This is a genomic window from Brachyspira suanatina, assembly GCF_001049755.1.
Taxonomy (GTDB): Bacteria; Spirochaetota; Brachyspiria; order Brachyspirales; family Brachyspiraceae; genus Brachyspira; species Brachyspira suanatina.
Genome location: NZ_CVLB01000016.1, coordinates 1 through 896, shown reverse-complemented (window position 1 = coordinate 896; position 896 = coordinate 1). Strand labels below are relative to the sequence as shown.

The 896-nt window shown below is 26.6% G+C and carries 1 protein-coding gene; it reads left to right on the top strand.

Features of this window, described 5'->3' with window-relative positions; genetic code table 11:
• Nucleotides 1-710: tyrosine-type recombinase/integrase (locus BRSU_RS14025; protein ID WP_048596211.1), on the top strand; the 710-nt coding region annotated here is incomplete at its 5' end.
• Between the last annotated feature and the right edge of the window lie 186 nt (nucleotides 711-896).

The following is an 896-nucleotide window of genomic DNA, read 5'->3' as shown; positions in this document are numbered from 1 at the left end:
TATTAATAAAAGCAGATGAAACTTTATCTATTACAAAAAAGATAAAAGAAAAATCAGAAAGTTTTGCAGATGAGAGAAATATATTCATGCTTTTGCTGATGTCTAACACAGGCATACGCCGTAAGGAGCTTGCCTGCATAGACATTGACAATATTCACTTTGATAATAATACCATAGCTATTTATAAAAGCAAGGGAGATAAACCAAGAATTATTTCTTTTTCTAGTTCTATAAAATCTAAACTATTTGAATATTTAAAATTAAGAAAATCTATATTAAAGCAGAGAAAGAAAATACATAATATGCTATTTATTAAGACAAACGGAGATCCTCTTAACATAAATACTATAAGCACAATAATGCATTTTATTTCTAAAAAAACAAATATAAAAGTTACTTGTCATTCATTAAGAAGAGGCTTTGCAACTGATATGGCAGAAAACGGAACTGACATTTATGTTATATCAAAAATGCTAGGACATCAAAATATTAATACAACAGTGTCAAGATATATTTATGTTTTGGCTGGAATGATAAAAGAGGCTATGGAAAATCATCCGTTTGCTAAGTTTAGATATAGTACGAAAAAAGACTGTATTAAAAAAGACATTAAAACAAATATGCTTGAAGAATGGAAAGACTTAACGTGCAGAATGAATCAAATATTAAACAGTTTTGAAAAAATCGAAAAGGATTTTAATAGAGCTTAAAAGATAGGCTGTAATCTCTGCCAAGATTACAGCCTGCGAGCTAATTTTATGATTAGTAAAAACTATAATACTGTTTAGTTAATATAAAAAATATTAGAAAATATTACTTTGTGTATCATAAAAAAATTGCATATATATAGGTTAATATAGCATTTTGCTATATTGCTAAATAGCATTTTGCTATAT